This is a genomic window from Niallia yueguangensis, assembly GCF_052663115.1.
The window spans coordinates 52,887-69,038 of record NZ_JBQTCX010000023.1; the positions used below are offsets into that span (position 1 = coordinate 52,887).

The following is a 16,152-nucleotide window of genomic DNA, read 5'->3' on the forward strand; positions in this document are numbered from 1 at the left end:
TTCTATGAAAATATTAAAAGCCAAAATACCCGTTTTTATTAATGGGGTGATTATTGAACCTGAAAGTATTTTTTCTTGTCCGGAAGAACAGGCTGATAAATTTATTAAAAGTAAGTCAGCTGTGCTTCATACCGAAAAGAAAACTAAAACTACAAATTCTAAGGAACCTTCTGCATGAACTTTAAAGACCAGTTAAAGAAGGATTTAGGAGTGTTCTTTAACAATAATGAATTTGGGGAAGAACACAACGTTAATGGGGTAGTCATTGACATTATTGTAGAAGATGATGATGTGAAAGAACGATCACGAGTACCAGTCGAACTTTATAATATGACACAAGCGAATTATGTAGAGAGCAAAACACTTTACATTAAATGCGAAGATATGGATAAGCCAGAACCAGATGAGACTATTTTTTTAGATGGAGTAAAGTACAAGGTCGACTTTGCTAGTGAAGATAATGGAATGCTTTCTATTCATATTAGCGCGTATCGTTCTTAGGAGGTGACGACTTGATTAATGTAAGTGTAGAGAATCTTGATAGGATACAAGCCGTTCTACATGAGACACCGAAAAAAGTGCCTGTTGCTGTATCTCGGGCGATTAATCGAGCTTCTAGTACCACGAAAACAGAAGCAGGAAGAAAAATACGGGAGAAATACTATGTAAAGCATGGGGATGTCTTAAAAACATTCAGGATATCTAAAGCGAGTCCTGGAAACCTGCATGCTGAAATAAACTCAAAAGGATCTGTTATTCCTTTATATGCGTTTCGGGTATCTCCTAGATCCGTTCAGCTACGCCGACAAACGCCGATTACAGCAGCTGTAAAAAAAGGAGCTGGTGGTCCATTAGGAAGTGCATTTGTTGGCAGGATGGGGAGTGGTCATGCAGGTGTTTTTGCCCGTGTTGGTAAGCCTAGATTGCCAATCAATGAAAAGTATGGTCCATCTATTCCCAAAATGTTGGGGAGTGATTCGGTATCGCAATATGTCGAACAGAAAACACAAGAAAAGCTGGATGAGCGCTTAAATCATGAATTGAGTAGAGCGGTAGAGGGGTCTGGCTAATGGAATATCTTTTAACAAATATCGGGCTTATGGATTGTCTAAAAGACAAGATTAAAGAGGCAATTAAAGATTTTCGAATGAGTACTGGTGAGGGACAAGAAAAAGTTCCTAAAGTGAGCATTCAGTTTTTGGAAGAAAAGCCTGTATCAAGGATGAAAAAGCAGCAAGAAGTAGAAAGAGAAGCAGATTATCCTCATGTCGTTATTCGCTTTTTGGAAGAACGGGAGGTAGAAGGGACACCCGTTGTAGAGGTTCGTATCATTGCAGGCATACATTGTGATGATGTCCAGCAGGCCCATCTAGATTTATTGAATCTATTAAACCGAATCAAGATACATTTAGTTAAAAATAAATTAATGGCATCTTTTAATATGAGAAAAGACTCGTATGTCACTGTTATTCCGGAAGAACAAGAGCATCCTTATTGGATAGGTTTTTCGAATATCCAATATAATTTACAACCAATCAGATTTGAAGGAGATGTTGATTTTGGCTGAAGTGAGCAATCAGAAAAATAATAATCAAAAGCCTGTACCTACAGTTAATAAAACTGCAAGTAAAAAAGAAACAAAGAAAGATTCAGAACAAGTTATTTATTGTGGTCCATCATTGCCAGGTGGCGTACTGTTTCAGCATGCTGTTTTTTTGAATGGAGTACCTGATCACATTGATTTAGAAAAGTATCCGACAATTGAAAAGTTATTTATACCAGTTAGTCAATTGAATGAGTTTGAACAACGCTTGTCTCAGACAGGTAGTGCGGAGCAGGCGTTTTTTCATGCAGTAAAAGAAGAAATGAAGGCGGTGAAGTAAGTTGGTTTATAATCATGGAATTAGATATTCAGAACAATCTACAAGCATTGGAACCCCTGTAGAAGCAACATCGGGTTTAACGGTTGCTGTTGGAACCGCACCAATTAATATGGGGGATTTAACAGCAGTCAATAAGCCGATTTTAGCTTTCTCTATTGCAGAAGCTAAAAAGGCATTAGGATACTCACTGGATTATGCAAAATACACACTTAGCGAAGTAATCAGTACTCACTTTGAGTTATTCGGTGTGGCTCCAGTTGTATTTGTTAACGTGTTAGATCCTGCCAAACATAAAAAGAGTGTTACAACCCCTGAATCAATTACAACTACTAGTAGAATAGGTCTAATTGATCGAACTGGAATATTACTAGACAGTGTAAAAATCACTGTGGACGGTATTTTAGAAGAAATAAAAATTAATGAGGATTACACATTATCTTTTAATGACGAAGGAAAGGTAATAGTGGCTACAGTAGAATCTGGAAAAATCACAAATGATGAAGCAACGTTAAAAGTGATTTACGATTATTTAGATCCTGATATGGTCACAGAAAACGATATTATCGGCGGATACGATGCAGCAACAGGTAAAAATACAGGTTTGGAATTAGTCAACTCAGTTTTTCCAAACTTTCAGTTGGTGCCAGGTATCATTATTGCTCCGAAGTATAGTAAAAATCCTACTGTTGCAGCAGTAATGAGAGCTAAACAGCAAAAAATCAATGGTGTTTTTAATGCTGTCAGCATTGCTGATATCGATAATACTGTAGCAAATGTGTACACAAAAGCACCACAATATAAAAATGAAAAATCATTAGTTAATCCGAGCCAATTAGCAACTTATGCGGATTTAAAATTAGGGTCTCGAACTTATAATTTTTCGTCACAAGCTGCTGCATTAATGGCACAAGTAGATGCAGCAAACGGGGATACGCCACATGTAAGTCCGTCTAATAAATCATTACAAGCAGAAAGCTTAGTAATTAATGGGGAAGAAATGCAGCTAGATCTTGCTCAAGCTAATTACTTAAATGCGAATGGTATTATCACTGGATTGAATTTTATCGGGGGTATGAAGTTATGGGGGAATAGAACAAGTGCATACCCAAGTAACAACGATGTGAAGGACGTGTTTATCCCAATAAAAAGAATGTTCCACTGGATAGGAAACACTATTATTTTATCCTTCTGGTCTAATGTGGACGACCCTACAAATAGACGATTAATTGATTCATTTGTAGATGGCATGAATGTTTGGCTGAATGGTTTAACTCCAGACGTTTTACTCGGAGGAAGGGTTGAATTTAGAAAAGAAGACAATCCTGATACAAATCTTTTAGATGGAAAAGTAGTTTTTCACGTTGCGCTAGGGGCGCCAACACCAGCAGAAGATATTGAATTTAAACTTGAATACGATGTTGCTTATTTTGCAGCATTAGTAGCTTAATTGGAGGGGAAAAACAATGGAAATTCCTGAATTCTTAAATGATTTTAGAATTTATCGAAATGGACACCATACGGTGGGGGTTGCAGATTTGCAACTTCCATCGCTTGAATCAATGAAACAAACTGTATCCGGCGCCGGAGTTGCAGGTGAGTATGAAAGTTCTGTAATCGGACACTTACAGTCTTCCAAACTAACAATCAACTGGAAGACGTTGAATGGTTCTTCTGCTGCATATATGGAGCCGAAAGTCGTTCAATATGATTGCCGAGGTGCTAACCAAGTATATGATCCTAAGTTAGGTGCCCATAGTATTGAGAAGGTGCGAGTAGTGATACATGGTACTTCTGGAAAATTAGACTTAGGAAAAATGAAAAAAGGCGAGGCCTATGAAACATCTACAGAAGTAGAAGTACTTTATTTGAAGGTAGAAGTTGCTGGGAAAGTAAAACTTGAAATTGATAAGCCGAATTATAAATTTGTACTCAATGGTGTGGACTACTTAAAAGATGTTAAAGAAGCATTAGGACTATAAGGAGGAGAAAATTATGTCACAAGTAATTATTTATGATCTGCAATCACCGATTACTATCGATGGGAAAACAATTAAGAAAATTAATTTGGATTTAGATAAAATCGATGGACAAGCGTTATTAGAATTACCATCCATGGATTCTGTTAATACACCGAAAGGAATTATGCAATTAGCAGCAAAATCTGCAGAAATGATTCCAGATGATTTAGCCACTTTAAAAGGGCCAGATGCTTTTGAGGTGATGTCCATTATACGAGTTTTTTTGCACGGGAACTTGGAGAAAACACAGTATGCGGATCAGTTGAAAGAACAAAACGTGACATTAGAAAAATAGCCATTGCGCTTTCAACGAAAATGAATACACCGTATCCACATTTTCTAACATTGCCTTTATCTGAGCTGTTTGAAGTAGTGGATGCGACAATAGAACTGTTTCCCAAAGAAGGTGATTAAAAATGGCTAGAGCATTTACCGTTGCCTTTAACATTACTGGGAACATGGCTAGCAGTTTAACCAATGCTTTTTCTTCTACTTCCAGAAGGTTGGAAGGGTTAAAAAGAGACGCAACAGATTTAAAAACAAGCTTGCGGAACTTGGACAGAGAGTATAGGCAAGGTAATATAGGGCTACAAGAGTACACTCGGGCTCAACAAAGGTTGCACAGTCAGTTGAGCAGGAATATTGCACAGCAAGAGCGATTACAAGCAATTCAGAGTAGACAGCAGAACATTAAAACGGCTGTTTCTTCAACGGCATCTGAAAAATTTCAACAAGTGAAATCAGCAGTAGCAATTCCCGCGGCGGCAATTGGTTTAGCGGGTGGTGCTACTGCTGTTAGTTCTGTAAAAAAAGCAATGGATTTCGAGTCACAACTTTCTAGTATCCAAGCACTTACTGGCATGAGTGATAAGGAATTAGGTTCTATTAAACAGCTATCATTAGATGTAGGTTCTTCAACTAAATATTCCGCACTAGAAAGCGCACAAGGCGTAGAAGAATTATCAAAAAGCGGAATGTCTACTGATACTATTAAATCAGGAGGACTAGAATCAGCACTAAATTTAGCTACTGCAGGTGGCATGGAATTAAAAGATGCAGCAGAGCTAATGTCGAATTCGTTGAACGGATTTAAAAAAGATGGCATGTCAGCAGCGGATGCATCCAACATTCTTGCCGGTGCAGCCAATGCTTCTAGTGCAGACTTAATAGATTTAAAATTTGGACTTGCTTCTGTTGGTCCAGTTGCAGACGGTTTAAACTTATCTTTTAAAGGAACTAATGCAGCCTTGGCCGCATTTTCTAATAATAATTTGCAAGGATCAGATGCAGGTACATCGTTAAAAACTTTTTTATCTAATATCCAACCAAGCACTGAAAAAGCTAGGACTGCATTTGATCAGTTAGGCTTAACATTAAAAGATGGACAAAATATTTTCTTTAAAAATGGTAAGCTAAAAGATATGGCAGAAGTTGCTGGAATCTTACATGAAAAATTTAAGAAATTAAGTGATCAAGAGCGTTCTGCTACATTCTTTGACTTATTTGGAAGTGATGCTGTTCGTGCAGCTAATATCCTCTATAAAGAGGGCGCGGATGGTATCGAAAAAATGTATAAGGAAATGTCTAAAGTAACAGCACTAGAAGTTGCCAAAAAGAAAATGGATAATGCAGCAGGTGCTGTTGAACAATTGTCCGGTGCATTTGAAACCTTGCAAATTATTGGAGCGGAAAGTGCTTTACCACTTGTGAAGAATGCTGCTACTGCTTTGGCCGATAGTTTTGGAGAACACACGGATGATGTGAAAAGGTTTGGTGAAAATCTTAGCAAAGGTTTAGGAGATGTTTTCGAGCCTTTCATTACCGTTAAACCAAAGCTTGATGTCAAAGATGGAACTACTAATGAATTAGCACTAGCTGATTATCAAGAGAAATTAGCTAAATACACCAAGTTTAAGAATATGGACTTTTCCGAAAAGGTCACTTACTCATTAGACACGGCAGTAGATGCGATGGAAAAATGGCTAGATGGTCCAGGTGGAGAAGCTGTCAATACGATATTTACGAAACTAGCGGAAATTGCTGTTAAAGCATGGGGAGCAGCCCTTAAAGCCTCATTAACTGGAGCAATAGAACAAGCGATGGATGGAAATGTTGCATCTGCAATAGGTCTAGGAGTAGCTGCTAATGCACTCACAGGAGGATTATTATTAAAAGGTGCAGGAACTTTAGCAAAAGGAATAGGCCTGTCTATGTTAGTTAAATCGTTAACTGGTGGACTTACAGCAGCTGCAGGTACAAGGGGGTTAGCTAGAGGAGCATCACGCGGAGGCATTGTTGGAGCTGTAGTTAGACCAGTAGCTCGTGGATTAGCTGTTCGTGGTTTAACTCGTGGAGTAACAGCGGGTGCATCAGCAGTTTATAATCGAGTTAGAGGAAGAGCGTCTTCTGTAAATTCCAATGTCACAACAAGATCTGGGCGATATGGTACTACAAACACTCGAACATCTAACACTAATATTCAAACAAGGTCAGCTAGATACAGCACTGTCAATAATTCATCTAACGCTAGATTAGCGTCCACTCAAGTAACGAATAATACTACTAGAGCAAGCCGTTCAATCAGTAATCAAGGAAGTAGAACATTAGGTGTATTAGGAAAAGCAGGTAAAGTGCTTAGTAAAGCTGCATTACCTTTAACTCTCGCCACAGAAGCCTTCAGTATATACAAAGCAAAAGATAAAGTGAAAGCTACTGCAGAGTCTGCTGGAGGACTTAGCGCAAGTTGGGGAGGAGCAAGTGCAGGTGCTGCAATAGGGACAGCAATTTTTCCCGGAGTAGGTACAGCCATTGGAGGTTTACTTGGCGGTTTAGGTGGATACATTGCCGGTAAATGGGCTGCTGGTAAAGCTGTGGATGCTGTTAGAGGAAGCTCTGAACAACCTACAAGTATTCCGGCTAATCAACCAATCAGCCAACTACAAACTAATACGACTGCTACAAATGTAGCTGACGGCTCCATTAATACAATAAACGAAAATGCAGCTCAATTAGCTGCTGTAATGGCTCAGGCACCAGAATGGATAATGCCTTTAGCAAATATAGGTGCAATATCTGAAAATATCGTGGAGAACGCTTCCCTACTAGCTGATATGTTTGCTCAAGCACCGGAGTATGTATCTGGATTTGGTAATATCGATGCACTCACAGATAACATTGTGGAAAATGCATCAATACTTGCAGGTGTAATGGCGCAGGCTCCCAGTTATGTAGCAGGATTAGGGAATTTAGGAGCTATAACCGATAGTTTAGTAATGAGTGCTGCACAATTAGCTGCTGTAATGGCTCAAGCTCCAAGTTATGTTGCTAGTCTAGGCAATATTGGAGCGATTGCTGACAACATTGTAGTAAATGCATCGTTATTATCGGCTTATATGTCACAGGCTCCATCTTGGATACTTCCTTTAGCAAATTTAGGGGCAATTTCCGAAAGCACAGTAGCAAGTGCTGCATTATTGGCAGGATATATGAGCCAATCTCCAGGGTGGATAGTTCCACTTGCAGGTGTACAAATAACAGCAAGCTCTATTATTACTAATGGAAGTTTGCTATCTGGAATGTTATTAATGTCTGCTGTTGCAGTAGCATCTTTTAGTATGGTGCAATCTACAGCATCATCGATTAGTGGAAATGGATCTTTATTGTCGTCAATGCTAGTGGCAGCGGCAAGTTGGGTATCAAGTTTAAACGGCATCCAAACAGGTGCAGCAGCAGTAAAAAGTGCTTTAAATACTTTAGCCAGCCGTATTAACTCGGCAAAAGTACCAAGTATTTCAGCAACATCACCAGGCGGAAAATCAGCGCAAGTCCATATGCATGCACAAGGAGGTATTTTTGACCAGCCTCACATAGGAATGGTGGCAGAAGCGGGTTATGCTGAATCGATTATTCCGATTATACCCGGTAATAAACGCTCTTTAGCACTTTATCAACAGACAGGTGAGATGCTTGGTATTAGTACAAATATAGAAAGCAAAGAGAAAAGTGGATCTAAGTTGCAAAGTATTCCTTCCTTTACAGCTGGGAAAACGGCCAAGATACAAATGCATGCAAAGGGTGGAATTTTCGATCAACCACATCTTGGGATGGTTGCTGAAGCTGGATATGCTGAATCAATCATACCTATCAGACCTGGTGATAGACGTTCTCTTGCTTTGTATCAACAGACTGGAGAACTGTTAGGATTAGGACAAAAAACTTTCAATCAGGAAAATAACAGAACTCAGCTGTTAAGGAGAGAGCGTAATAGAATTGAACTATTTGATAGATCACAGCAGTTATCACAGCAGCTCAATAATTCTCAACAATCTTTTGTTTATGCTCCTGTCATCCACGCTAGTAACAGTAGCAGGGAAGAAATTCACCAGGTGCTAGCTGAAGACAAACCACGATTCGAAGAACAAATGAGGCAGTACGAAAGTCAGAGAAGAAGGAAGTCTTTTAGATGATGAAAACTTATACCACAAAGCACGGTGACACTTGGGACAAAATAGCTTTGGACATGTATGGGAGCGAGTATATGCTCCCTGTTTTGTTAGAAGCGAATCAGAAACACCGTTTAACCATTATTTTTAAAGCTGGAATTGTGTTAAATATTTCTGAAGTAGATCAGGAAGAAGAAACTGAAGACTTGCCGCCTTGGTTATTAGAAGATGCGGATGATATAAGTGCAGATTTGGAAGGTGAAGAAGATGGAGAAGACACCGACGATAACACTTGAAGTCACTTATAAAAATATTCCACTTGCTACAAAAATTAAAAAATGGTCTTATACAGACAACCTTAGCGGATCAGCAGACGATGTAGACATTACATTAGAAGATACACAACATTTATGGATGGGATCATGGACACCAAGAAAAGGGTCAACAATTAAAGCATCTATCGTTAATAGAGATAATCGAAAAATGGTGTATTCAAAAGGTTTGTTTGAAATCGATGAATTAGAAGTTGAAGGTCCGCCCAGTGAAGCGACTATTCGAGGAATATCTGTTCCGGATTCTTCACCTATGCGAGAAGAAGGAAGGCAGCGGGCGTGGGAAAAAGTAACCTTAAAAAAAGTAGCTGGTGATATTGCCCACCGGAATCGATTAAAATTAGTTTACGATGTTGATGAACCCATTAAATATGATCGTGTAGAGCAAGCTGGTAAATCGGACGTGGCCTTTTTAATGGAACTGTGCGAGGATGATGGGCTTGCTTTTAAAATATCAAACAAGCAAATTATCATTTTTGACGAGTCGGTGTACGAAGTAAAGCCGAGTAAACAAACAATTAAACGAAGTGATTCTCGTATCTTGAGGTATAGAGGTAAAACAAGCAATCACGGAACTTATAAATCTTGCAAAGTAACATATCGAAAGAAAGATATGAAAAAAACGTATAGTGATACTTTTACAGATCCGCATGCTCCTTCCGGAGTAAAAAGAGTCTTGATTGTCCAAGAAGATGTGAAGGATGAAGCAGCTGCTTTACGGCGTGCAAAGGCACGTTTACGAAATGCAAACAAAGATGCTATAACAATGTATTTAATTATGAGAGGATACGTTAATTATTACGCTGGTATGACGGTTGATCTATCTGAGTTTGGTACATTTAACGGCAAATATATTATCACTAGCATAACGTCATCAGGCGGTAAATCTACCACAACGTCTTTGGAATTGAGGAAGTGTCTAAGGGGGTATTAAATTGTTAGATATCGGTGTTGTATCTTCTGTTTCCACTACAAATAAAACAGCAAAGGTCATTTGGAGCAACCGTGAAAATGTTGTTTCAGGTGATCTTTTTATTTTGGATCGAGGAGATGACTGGATGCCCAAGGTGAAAGATCCAGTTGTTTGTCTATGTTTTGACAAAACCGGTTTTATTTTAGGTAAATATTAAAAGGAGTGACATCATGGCTATTATAGGCTCATTTGCAGGTGTTGCTTTTGAAGTAAAGAGTAAAAAAATATTAACGTTTAATGAAAGTCAAAGAGAAGGCGCAGCACGGTGGGAAAACCATAATATCATCGGCCGTAAACCGATTCCTGAATTTATTGGCCCCGGACTAGAACAGTTCAGTATGACAATTGTGTTGTCTGTCTATCAAGGAGTAAATCCTGAAAAAGAGTTGGACAAACTCCGTTCTTTTAGAGATACAGGTAAAATATCTACGTTTATATTAGGTAATAAATCTGTTTCTAAAAACCAGTGGAGAATTATTGGTTTAAAAGAATCTAATAAGCACATAGATAATAGAGGGAATCTATTAATTGTTTCTGTGGACGTTAGCATGGAAGAGTATCCCAAAAAATCAATAGTTAAAAAGAGGTCCAAAGCTAAACCAAAAAAGAAAAAAAGGCAGCAGGCTTCTAAAAGAAAATCTAAAGGGACAATAACCATTAAAGTGGGCATGTTAAATTGTCGTTCTTCACCTTCGATTAACGGAAAAATAGTCAAGGTATTAAGAAAGAATCAAAAGTTTACTGTGTATGGAACAAAAAATGGATGGTATGACCTCGGCGGAAGTAAATACTGTTCCGCATCATCTGCCTATGTAACATTTAAGAAAGGGTGAAAGAAATGTACGAAGTATCCGTCCTACAAAAAATAGATTTTGGTGCTACGGGTGTAGCTGCTACATTACAAAATGTAAGGTTTGCTCTTACTACTATATGGGGAACGTGTCCGATGGATCGTAATGCAGGGATAATTCCTCCGGTTGATGATCCGATGGGATACGCCCAAGTAAGAACGTCTTCTCAAATTATAGATTATTTGGAATCCAATATTCCCGAAATTATTGTGGAAGAAATTCGTTATGAAGAAGATCCATTATCGGCGAAACTATCTCCGATAGTGAAGGTGGTGTTAGCCGATGGTTCGATTTAATCTACCGGACATCGATTTTGTCGATGTGGACGCTGAGGAATTAGAGATTATTGGATTGTCGAAATATGAAGAGCTAATGAATACATCTCTCAGCGATGCAGACCCACGACGTAAATTTTTACAAGCTGTTGTTTATATGGCAACTTTAATCGTAAATAACATTGATTACACGGGGAAACAAACGTCTCTCGCTTATGCAGTTGATGACTTCTTGGAACATATAGGCGTTGAAAAAAAGGTTTCAAGATTAGAACCGCAGGCAGCAATAACAACCATTCGTTTTGAGGTAAGTAATCCCGAAATGTTCATTATTCCAAAAGGTTCAAGGGTTTCTGTGAATGAATTAAACTTTGCAATGGATGCTGATACAACAATTCAACTAGGTGCTACATACGTTGATGTTGCAGCAACTTGTGAAGACGCGGGCACTATTGGAAATGGTTATCTTCCTGGCCAAATCACAAATATTGTGGACCCACTTCCGTGGGTGTCAAAAGCTTATAATATTGTGAAGTCTGACGGTGGGGTTGATTGGGAAGATGATGATCGATATGCTGAAAGGATTCAGCAGTCGAATGAAAGGTATTCTACTGCGGGACCTGAAGAAGGTTATAAATATCATGTTCGGTCAACTCACCAAGCTATTTCAGATGTACAAGTCTTAAGTCCTTCAGACGGAGTTGTAGAGATTGTGCCGTTGTTGAAAAACGGTGAGTTACCTTCTGTTGAAATACTGAATCTTGTTTTTAATAAGTGTAATGATAAATATATTCGTCCATTGACTGATAAACTGCTTGTCTCAAAACCAGGTATCGTCAATTATGATATTGACATCACTTACTACTTAACTAGTGATAAAGATGGATTCCAAGTACAGATGCAAGAGATTGTGCAGGAGGTGTGTGATGAATACATCTTGTGGCAAAAAAGCAAGTTAGGGAGAAGCATTGATGCAAGTGAATTAATTGCTCGTTTAAAAAATGCAGGGATAAGTAGAATAATCATAAATTCAGAGCAATTCAAGAAAATAGAAAAGAACCAGGTGGCTTGGCCAGGCAATGTTCTTTTGAATTATGGAGGTTTGATAGATGAATGATTTGATGAATATGTCATTACTAAAAATCCTTCCTCCTAATTTAATTCAAAGCAAAGAAGATCAAGCGATGGCAAAAGCAATTACTGAAATTCTCAAGTATGTTTTTAATAAAACTGAAATTCTCGATCCTTTAAACGAGATTCCAGAAAAGTTATTAGATCTTAGAGCATTTGAGGAACATGTGGACTTTTACGATACATCATTACCAGTTGAAACAAAACGAGAGCTGATAAAAAAGGCTCTCTTTTTTCATCGATCAAAAGGAACAAAAGGCGCTGTTGAGGACTTAATTACGACAATATTTGGGGATGGACAGGTTGTTGAATGGTTTGAGTACGGAGGGCAACCATTTACTTTTAAGGTTGTAACAAATAATCCATCTGTAACAACTGAAAGAGCGCTGCAATTTACTAGAGTAGTTGATTCTGTAAAAAGAAAAACTGCTCGTTTAGAAAAAGTAGAAATAATAGCAACAGAAAATCTTCCATTAAACTTTGCTGGAGCTGTTCATATCGGTGAGAAATTAACAATAAAGCAGGTGATTTAACATGAGTTTTGGAGGATTAGTCTTAACAAAAAAGGGAATAAATCTACAAGGACGAGTACAAACAGGGAAAATATTAAAATTTACTCGGATTGGTATCGGTAACGGTGATATAAGTGGACCTATTGTGAATGTTGAAGTGATGGCAAACGAAGTAAAATCATTACCTATTACTAAATTTAAAAGTATGCTGGATGGAAAGGTAACAGTTGGTACAGTACTTTCCAACCAAGATATCACTAACGGTTTTTATTGGAAAGAGGTGGGTATATATGCATTAGATCCAGATAATAATATAGAAATTTTATATTGTTATGGGTATGCACAAGCGGCAGAATATATCCCTGCTGGATCAAATAGTGCAGATGTTATTGAAAAAATAGTGGACCTAATTATAGTTGTGGGAACCGGGGCAAATATTACTGCATCTATTGAAAAAAGTCTTATCTATGAAACAATTGCAGAATCTGATAGCAAGATAAATATCGTACAAACAGATATTAACAATCATAAAAACGACAAAAACAACCCGCACAACGTTACAAAATCCCAAGTGGGACTAGGTAATTTAGACAACTTTCAGCAAGCTACGAAAGCGGAGTTTAATAGCCATGTTGGAAACAAAACCAATCCACATAATGTTACATCCGAACAAATAAATAAGACTGCTTACCGAGCAGCTAGTATTCCAGGAACATTGTATCCAAAGGGTGTTACAGTTAGTTCTACAAGTACTGGAGTTCAAGATGGATATCCATACGATTTATGTATAATTACGACTATAAATGATGACGTTAATAGAATTTTTCAGTATGCAGTTTTATCTGATGCAGGAGCTAATAAAGTATCATTTAGAAATTATAGAGACGCTGAAAAAAAGTGGAGTGGATGGTCAGAGATCGAAACAACTGCTGGAGCGCAAGCGAAAGCAGATGTAGCTAAAAATGATGCGATTAATTTTGTTAAAACTTTCGGTATAGGTGCTGTGGGGAAACCTATAGATAACCTAGATTTAAACGGTTTAGATAAAGAAAGTGGTTTTTATAAAGGTGGAAATCTTCAAAACGGACCGAAACCACAAGGGTATGTCATTGTTGATGTTTATGATGCAGTTTCTTGTGTACAAATATTCTTAGATACTAATTTAAGCGGAAATATGTATATGAGACAAAAACTAGTTGGCAATTGGGGTAATTGGATTCAAATCGAAACTACTTCTGGTGCACAAGCAAAAGCAGATGCAGCAAAAAATACAGCAATTGATTTTGCTAAAAATTTTGGACTAGGAACAGTATCAAATAACTCTTTAACTGATATGAACAGTTTAGATTCAAATACACCAACTGGTTTTTATATGACTGATTCTGCAACAGCTAATAAACCAATAAGTGGAACTGGTGGAGCTATCATTCATATTAATAGGCAAAACAGACCTGTACAATATTATATTGATTACTCTACATCAAGATTTTTTACACGTTCGTACAATGGATCTTCATGGTTTGCATGGGCAGAAAGTGAAACTGTAACTGGAGCTCAAAATAAAGCCAATACAGCAGAAACAAATGCTAAGAATGCTAGTTTGCCAATAGCAGGCGGAACTTTAACAGGATATTTAGAACTTGCACAAAAAGGAATATATCCAAAGTTAGCCGCAAAAAATGCCACAGATTCTATCACAACATATCCCACGGGATTAACTATTACGTCACTAGCTGGTCAAACAGGGTATCCAGATAGTTATGGTGTAGTTGTTACTTTTTATGAAAGTGTCTCACGAAATTTTCAGATTCATCAACAAAAGAATACGGGAACTTTAAGTTTTAGAACATGGCATGATGGAAATAGTGCTTGGACTGCTTGGAGTACCATAGAAACAACAACTGGTGCACAATCAAAAGCTAACATAGCGGAAATAAATGCAAAGAATGCAAGTGTAGCTAAAACAGGAGATTCTATATCTGGAGATTTATCTATAACTTCACAAAACAATGGCTTGAGTTTCACAAGTGTTTCTAGTGGTTCAACTCCAGCAAACAAAACTGCTGGGAATGCTGTTACTGGTGGATCAGATTATGCTGGGCTTAGCAAATTAAATAATATTGCAGTTCAAACTTGGTATGGTTTCAGTGTTTCACCAACTATATCTGGTCAAGCTGTTGCTCAGGGAGTTCCAGCATTTTCAGTAAATGCAAGAGTTGGTGACGTTTATGCAAAAGGAGATATGTATGCAAAAGGTGATAAGAAAATATGGCATGCAGGTAATGTTGGTTCTGGTTCTGGATTAGATGCTGACAAGGTAGATGGTAAGGATTTTACTGATATACAATCTGATTCACAAGCAAAAGTAGATGCATTAAAAGCTATTACACAAAACTATAAACTGACACAAGATGATGGAACAGGTAAAGTTATTGCAGATACAGGAATAAATAACGCAAAACAAACTGGAGAGTATTATTGCTTAAACGTCAACGATGCGCCAATGCCTAATATGTGGGGACATTTGAGAGTTTCAGTTATTGGAACGGGTGTAATTCAAGAATTTACTCATGATGTATCAAGCAGAAAATATATGAGAAACTTTGTAAATACTACTGGACAATGGACACCATGGGTTGAACTTGCTCAAATTACAGACAGTGGTTGGCAATATTTATTTATCACTAATGGTGAAGGACAACCAGTTGGTGATTGTCAATATAGGATATTAAATGTCGGATGGGCAAAATTTCTTCAATTGCGGGGTGAGATTACAAATTGTACGAGTCCAAATGTTTATTTTAGATTACCGGATGCAGGTATTCCCCCTAGAAATATACCGTATACAATCACAGCTAGAGGCGACTGGTTGGCGAAACAAGGAAGGGCTACTTTATATTCTGATGGTTGGTGGGGATTCAATAGTATTGATGACGGTAACTTTGCATCTTCGATTATATGGGCTCTTGATTGTTTTGTTAGAATAGACTAAAAAGGAGGATAATTATGAAACAATATTTCATTCTTGATCAAGACGGTTTTTTAGATAGAATTGTTTTAATTCAAGAAGGTGAAGAAATACCTGAAAATAGCACAGATATCCTCCCATCGTACAAAGATGGTAAAACATATTACAAACCAAAATTTATTGATGGAGAATGGATTGAGGGAGCTTCCCAAGAAGAAATAACAATTATGATAACTCCTCAAACAGAAAAACCGGTAAGTGTAGACGAACAAAATGCACAATTAGCATTTGAACTTATGTCTGTTCAAGATAAGTTAGATATAGCAGAAAATAGTTATGCAGATTTAATGTTTGCACTAATGGAAAAAGGGGTGTTGTAATGAATTGGTATAAAATGATTAAGTCTTATTATGAGAAAGGATATTGGACTGAAGAACAGGTGATAAAAGCAGTTGAGTGTAAGAAAATTACCGACATACAGTTTAAAGATATCACAGGTAATGAATATGCAGTAGAACAAATAAACGCTGAATAGGCGTATTTTTATGTCTTCAACTTAATATTTGATATACTAAAAGTAAAAAAATAGGAGGTGTAAATGTGAGCTATATAGAATTTTGCGAAATGATAGAATGGGATTACATGTACTTTTTATATATGTATTGTATAAATGAATTGAATAAAAATAATCCGATTAGCTTCCCTTACTGCGGTCATTTAAGTGCAAATTTAATAGCTTCATATTTATCAGTTCATTTTGGTTCATT

General features: G+C 37.5%; 19 protein-coding genes. All 19 read left to right on the forward strand.

The genetic code is table 11. The features are described from left to right. Window positions 1–4: 4 nt before the first annotated feature. The 19 genes from ACTYA4_RS18000 (at window position 5) to ACTYA4_RS18090 (ending at window position 15,920) form a co-directional block, all read left to right on the forward strand. Window positions 5–178 carry a hypothetical protein gene (locus ACTYA4_RS18000; protein ID WP_443481655.1) on the forward strand — a complete coding sequence of 58 codons (174 nt, stop codon included), beginning with the start codon at window positions 5–7 and terminating at the stop codon, window positions 176–178. Next, window positions 175–501, forward strand: a complete 327-nt coding sequence (locus ACTYA4_RS18005) for a hypothetical protein (protein WP_443481656.1) — start codon at window positions 175–177, stop codon at window positions 499–501. Before ACTYA4_RS18000 ends, ACTYA4_RS18005 begins: the two co-directional genes overlap by 4 nt. Window positions 502–512: 11 nt before the next feature. Continuing rightward, the gene (locus ACTYA4_RS18010) at window positions 513–1,070 is read left to right on the forward strand and encodes a phage tail protein (protein ID WP_443481657.1); all 558 of its coding nucleotides are present in this window, start codon (window positions 513–515) and stop codon (window positions 1,068–1,070) included. Further along, on the forward strand, window positions 1,070–1,567 hold the full coding sequence (locus ACTYA4_RS18015) for a hypothetical protein (RefSeq protein WP_443481658.1): 498 nt from the start codon (window positions 1,070–1,072) through the stop codon (window positions 1,565–1,567). Before ACTYA4_RS18010 ends, ACTYA4_RS18015 begins: the two co-directional genes overlap by 1 nt. Continuing rightward, window positions 1,560–1,883 carry a hypothetical protein gene (locus ACTYA4_RS18020; RefSeq protein ID WP_443481659.1) on the forward strand — a complete coding sequence of 108 codons (324 nt, stop codon included), beginning with the start codon at window positions 1,560–1,562 and terminating at the stop codon, window positions 1,881–1,883. Before ACTYA4_RS18015 ends, ACTYA4_RS18020 begins: the two co-directional genes overlap by 8 nt. A gap of 1 nt (window position 1,884) precedes the next feature. After that, window positions 1,885–3,330: a phage tail sheath family protein gene (locus tag ACTYA4_RS18025; protein ID WP_443481660.1), complete on the forward strand. Its 1,446-nt coding sequence runs from the start codon at window positions 1,885–1,887 to the stop codon at window positions 3,328–3,330. 16 nt (window positions 3,331–3,346) lie between these two features. Then, window positions 3,347–3,862 carry a phage major tail tube protein gene (locus ACTYA4_RS18030; protein ID WP_443481661.1) on the forward strand — a complete coding sequence of 172 codons (516 nt, stop codon included), beginning with the start codon at window positions 3,347–3,349 and terminating at the stop codon, window positions 3,860–3,862. A 13-nt stretch (window positions 3,863–3,875) separates the two neighbouring features. Beyond that, window positions 3,876–4,196: a hypothetical protein gene (locus ACTYA4_RS18035; RefSeq protein WP_443481662.1), complete on the forward strand. Its 321-nt coding sequence runs from the start codon at window positions 3,876–3,878 to the stop codon at window positions 4,194–4,196. Window positions 4,197–4,317: 121 nt separating this feature from the next. Further along, window positions 4,318–8,367, forward strand: coding sequence for a phage tail tape measure protein (locus tag ACTYA4_RS18040; RefSeq protein ID WP_443481663.1), 4,050 nt, complete (start codon window positions 4,318–4,320; stop codon window positions 8,365–8,367). Continuing rightward, window positions 8,364–8,639, forward strand: coding sequence for a tail protein X (locus ACTYA4_RS18045; RefSeq protein WP_443481664.1), 276 nt, complete (start codon window positions 8,364–8,366; stop codon window positions 8,637–8,639). Before ACTYA4_RS18040 ends, ACTYA4_RS18045 begins: the two co-directional genes overlap by 4 nt. Beyond that, on the forward strand, window positions 8,611–9,609 hold the full coding sequence (locus tag ACTYA4_RS18050) for a phage late control D family protein (protein WP_443481665.1): 999 nt from the start codon (window positions 8,611–8,613) through the stop codon (window positions 9,607–9,609). The genes ACTYA4_RS18045 and ACTYA4_RS18050 overlap by 29 nt, the downstream gene beginning before the upstream one ends. A gap of 1 nt (window position 9,610) precedes the next feature. Then, window positions 9,611–9,805 carry a hypothetical protein gene (locus ACTYA4_RS18055; protein ID WP_443481666.1) on the forward strand — a complete coding sequence of 65 codons (195 nt, stop codon included), beginning with the start codon at window positions 9,611–9,613 and terminating at the stop codon, window positions 9,803–9,805. A gap of 13 nt (window positions 9,806–9,818) precedes the next feature. Next, window positions 9,819–10,481: a phage tail protein gene (locus ACTYA4_RS18060; RefSeq protein ID WP_443481667.1), complete on the forward strand. Its 663-nt coding sequence runs from the start codon at window positions 9,819–9,821 to the stop codon at window positions 10,479–10,481. A 5-nt stretch (window positions 10,482–10,486) separates the two neighbouring features. Next, window positions 10,487–10,795, forward strand: a complete 309-nt coding sequence (locus ACTYA4_RS18065; RefSeq protein ID WP_443481668.1) for a hypothetical protein — start codon at window positions 10,487–10,489, stop codon at window positions 10,793–10,795. Beyond that, window positions 10,782–11,891 (forward strand): baseplate assembly protein, encoded by a 1,110-nt coding sequence (locus ACTYA4_RS18070; RefSeq protein WP_443481669.1) that lies wholly within the window; start codon window positions 10,782–10,784, stop codon window positions 11,889–11,891. Before ACTYA4_RS18065 ends, ACTYA4_RS18070 begins: the two co-directional genes overlap by 14 nt. Then, window positions 11,884–12,438 (forward strand): phage tail protein I, encoded by a 555-nt coding sequence (locus tag ACTYA4_RS18075; protein WP_443481670.1) that lies wholly within the window; start codon window positions 11,884–11,886, stop codon window positions 12,436–12,438. The genes ACTYA4_RS18070 and ACTYA4_RS18075 overlap by 8 nt, the downstream gene beginning before the upstream one ends. Before the next feature lies 1 nt (window position 12,439). Continuing rightward, complete coding sequence (locus ACTYA4_RS18080) at window positions 12,440–15,409, forward strand: pyocin knob domain-containing protein (RefSeq protein WP_443481671.1); 2,970 nt, start codon at window positions 12,440–12,442, stop codon at window positions 15,407–15,409. Window positions 15,410–15,423: 14 nt separating this feature from the next. Next, window positions 15,424–15,765 (forward strand): YomQ N-terminal domain-containing protein, encoded by a 342-nt coding sequence (locus tag ACTYA4_RS18085; RefSeq protein WP_443481672.1) that lies wholly within the window; start codon window positions 15,424–15,426, stop codon window positions 15,763–15,765. Then, window positions 15,765–15,920, forward strand: a complete 156-nt coding sequence (locus ACTYA4_RS18090) for an XkdX family protein (protein ID WP_443481673.1) — start codon at window positions 15,765–15,767, stop codon at window positions 15,918–15,920. The genes ACTYA4_RS18085 and ACTYA4_RS18090 overlap by 1 nt, the downstream gene beginning before the upstream one ends. The last annotated feature ends 232 nt before the right edge of the window (window positions 15,921–16,152 follow it).